Genomic DNA, 4301 nt, shown 5'->3' with positions numbered 1-4301 from the left:
CTCGTAATTCCTCTTCTAATATATCAACTTGATCTTCAAGCTTAACAACTTTTCTTACATACTCCATATTCTCTGTTTCTCTTGCAAGTATTGCGTTTTCAAAAGACTGTAATGATATATCACAAATCTCTTCTAACTCTTTATATGCAGAGTCAGAGAACCATATATTATGATCTATTTTAGAAACTGCTAATTCTGCTAAGTTTTCAGCATGGTCGCCTATACGTTCAATATTACTTATCGTATAGAACAAATCATTAACAAGAAGATGTTGCTCTTCATTAATTGAAAGGTTGCTTATCTTAATTAAATATTCTGTAATCTTCTTCTCATAGTTATCAATTAACTTTTCTGTTTTGAATACTTCATTTGCTTGCTCTACATCATTTTGAAGAATTGCCTGCATCGCTGCTTCCGTATTCTTTAATGTTAATCTACCTAAATTAATTGATTCTTTTACTACATTTTCAATGGCAAATGAAGGAGTTTCAAAGATACGTTCATCTAAATGTATCATTTTCACTTCATCTTCTTCTGCTTCTTGCTCTTTCGAATCGTCAATGATTAATCCTGATAATTTTACTAATAAATTAGCAAATGGGAATAAAATCACTGTATTTGCTATATTAAAAATTGTATGGAATATTGATATTTGAACGCTATTTATTGATGAACCTGCAAAACTTGGCTTAAATGTAAATATCACAAACATTAGAACACCAAAGATAATTGCACCAATAACATTAAACAAAAGATGGATAACCGCTGCTCTCTTTGCTGTTTTGTTTGCTCCTGCACTTGATAACAATGCAGTTACACATGTACCAATATTTTGACCTAACGTAATAAACACTGCTGAATTCCAAGTAACAACACCATTCATAGCTAGTGTTTGTAAAATACCAACTGATGCAGAGGAACTTTGAATAATTGCTGTTATGATTGCTCCTGCAAGGATTGCTAAAATCGGATTTTTTCCCAATACCGAAAATGCTGTTGAGAAAATTGGAGCATCACTATATGGTTTAATTGCACCTGACATAAATTCAAGACCAATAAACAACACACCAAAACCAACTAAGATTTCAGCAATATCTTTCTTCTTCTCTTTCTTAGAAAACATTGTAGCAAAAGCACCGATACCAATTAAAAGTGGTGCGAAAAATGAAGGTTTAAATATTGCCCCCCACTCATTCATAGATACTAACCAACCTGTTACTGTTGTCCCTACGTTAGCACCCATAATAACACCTACTGCTTGTGTTAAATTCACAATGCCTGCATTAACAAAACCAACAACCATTACTGTTGTCGCCGAACTACTTTGTATAATAGCTGTAACTAACGCACCTACTAATACAGCGAGCAAACGATTATGCGTAAGAATCCCCATTAACTGCTTCATCTTACCACCTGCAGATTTTTGCAAACCATCTGCCATAACGTTCATACCATAGAGAAACAATCCTAGCCCACCAATAAAACTAAAAATCGTTCCTAAAACTTCTACAGTCATTACATTTCCTCCTACTTTAGATTTTAACTTGTCCTTTGTTATAATACTCAGATATTCTTATCGAATCAATACCCATAATACATAAATTTGTAGGAATATGCAATATAATTTTCTACAGTTTTTATGGAATGTTATCATTGACTAACAATCTATTTCTTAACATTTTCTTTACGTTTCCTTAACATCTTGATTCCTCTTCTGTCAAATACTTTGCAAAAAAAAATTCAAAAAAACTCTAAACTTTACACACTAACAAAATTAGTATTACAAAATTTAGAGTTTTTATACTTTTATGATATTCTGTTTTTAATCCATTATTTCTGTCATTAATCGGTTATTACTTATATCGCAAACATTTATAGTCTATTATACAAATCTTCATATTTCTTAGCTGAGTTATCCCAAGAGAAATCTGCCGCCATACCACGATCTATAATCTTATTCCATTCTCTTTTCTTGTTATAATAGATATGTTTTGCATATCGTAAAGTCGAAAGCATCTCATGTGCATTGTAATTACTAAATGAGAAACCTGTTCCTCTACTTTCGAATTCATTGTAAGGTTCAACGGTATCTTTTAATCCACCTGTTTCTCTTACAATTGGAACTGTTCCATATCGCAAACTCATAAGCTGACTTAAACCACATGGTTCAAATAGGGAAGGCATCAAGAATGCATCACAAGCCGCATAAATTTTATGCGCTCGATCATTCGAATAAAAGATATTAGCAGATACCCTGTCACCATACTTCCATGCATAATGCCTAAATAAGTTTTCGTATTTTTCATCACCAGTTCCTAATATAACTAGTTGTGTATCCTCATTACAAATCTCTTCAATTACATAGTCAATCAAATCAAATCCTTTTTGATCTGTTAAACGTGATACAATACCAACCATAAATTTCTTTTCATTTTGCTCAAGACCTAACTCTTCCTGCAAGCCTTTTTTATTCTTTGATTTTTCTTTTCTAAATGTCTTACTATTATAGTTCTTAAATATATATGGATCCGTCTCTGGATTGTATTCATTATAATCAATACCATTAACGATACCTTCTAATACATTCGCTCTGGCTCTCATTAATCCATCAAGGTTCTCTCCATAGAATGGTATCTTAATCTCTTCTGCATAAGACTCACTCACCGTAGTAACAGCGTCCGCATATACAATGCCACCCTTTAGATAATTCGCATCCCCATACGCTTCTAACTTATCTGGTGCAAAATAGTAAGAGGATAATCCTGATATATCTTTAACAGTCTTCATATCCCAAATACCTTGGAATTTCAAATTATGTATTGTCATAATTGATTTAATTCCTTGGAAAAATGGATTTTGTGAAAACGTATCTTTTAAATAGATTGGTAATAGTCCTGTTTGCCAATCATGACAATGGATAATATCAGGGCGAAAATCAATAACTGGTAATGCAGACAATGCCGCTTTTGAGAAAAACGCAAACTTTTCTATATCCTCGTATATATTACCATATGGTGTAGAACCAGCAAAATAGAATTCATTATCGAGAAAATAAAATGTCACTCCATCTAGCTCCATCTCTAATACACCTACATATTGTGATCGCCAAGCAAGATTCATATAAAAATGTGTCTTATACTGCATTTGTTGTTTATATGTATCTGGGATTGCACAATACTTTGGCACCATTACTCTAACATCAAATTCCTCTTTATTAAAATACTTTGGTAAAGATCCAACTACATCCGCAAGACCTCCTGTCTTAATAAACGGAACACACTCTGATGCTACAAATAATATTCTTTTCATACTAACTCCTCCTGGTAATTCGATTATGTCAACCACTTATAACTTCTCAATCTTCCCACATTATTACTAATCTGATTCTTTTACAACATTGAAAAGTTACTATCTATTATTATATCTGTTAAACATAATTATACAAGCTATAATAATCTATTATACAATATTTGGCTGATTTTTTAAAGAAAAAAATTAGTAACAATCGAATATTAAATGTGATTTCACTCTTTTTTACACAAGCTCCCATATTAAAACTTTTATGTTCTAAATTTATATTCTAATCGAATTTTATCTGCGATCAATGCTACAAACTCTGAATTAGTAGGTTTTCCTTTTCCATTATTCACAGTATAGCCGAATAAATCATCAATCGTATCCATTTTCCCTCTACTCCATGCTACTTCTATCGCATGGCGAATGGCTCTTTCAACACGACTTGGCGTTGTCTTATGTTGTTTCGCAATAGACGGATATAAAAGCTTTGTAATCGAATTCAACATCTCAATAACATTAACTGACATCATAATTGCATCTCTAAGATACTGATATCCCTTAATATGAGCAGGAACACCAATTTCATGAATAATGTTTGTAACATCCGTTTCGAGATTTCTTTCTACGTAACTCATCTTATTTTCAAATGTACTTACTAGGTGATTGTCAATAAGTTTTGAATCACCCTTAATCTGTTTAATTCTTGATAATATCATATTATTATCAAACGGCTTCATTATATAATAACTTGCTCCCAATTCAAACGCATTCTGCATAATACCTTCTTGTCCAATAGCCGTAATAACAATAAACGCTGGCGTCTTTTTAAACTCCGAATTATGTCTAACCTTTTCAAGAACTCCCAATCCATCAAGCTTTGGCATAATTATATCGAGTAAAACAACATCAGGATTTTTTTCCTTGATAATAGTCAAAGCATCAATCCCATTATCCGCCTTTCCTACTACCTCCACATCATTATCTTCTTTCAAAATATCATCAAG

The 4301-nt window shown here is 32.2% G+C and carries 3 protein-coding genes; all 3 read right to left on the bottom strand.

Translation table 11 applies throughout. The features are described 5' to 3' along the window. The coding region (locus tag RMR19_RS05830) for a Na/Pi cotransporter family protein (RefSeq protein WP_310602561.1) at positions 1 to 1516 on the bottom strand (1516 nt) is incomplete at its 3' end. 356 nt (positions 1517 to 1872) lie between these two features. Then, a complete protein-coding gene (gene glgA / locus RMR19_RS05825) occupies positions 1873 to 3309 on the bottom strand; it encodes a glycogen synthase GlgA (protein ID WP_310602560.1) in 1437 nt (478 codons plus the stop codon). A 251-nt stretch (positions 3310 to 3560) separates the two neighbouring features. Then, a partial coding sequence (gene spo0A / locus RMR19_RS05820; RefSeq protein ID WP_310602559.1) for a sporulation transcription factor Spo0A occupies positions 3561 to 4301 on the bottom strand: 741 nt, incomplete at its 5' end.

Source organism: Anaerosporobacter sp. (genome assembly GCF_031551385.1).
Classification (GTDB): Bacteria; Bacillota; Clostridia; order Lachnospirales; family Lachnospiraceae; genus Anaerosporobacter.
The sequence above is the reverse complement of the archived record's forward strand: the minus strand, read 5'-3'. Positions and strand labels throughout refer to the sequence as shown.

Coding starts and splice junctions, on each gene's coding strand:
- glgA (WP_310602560.1), bottom strand. CDS start 3,309: ATGAAAAGAATATTATTTGTAGCATCAGAGTGTGTTCCGTTTATTAAG.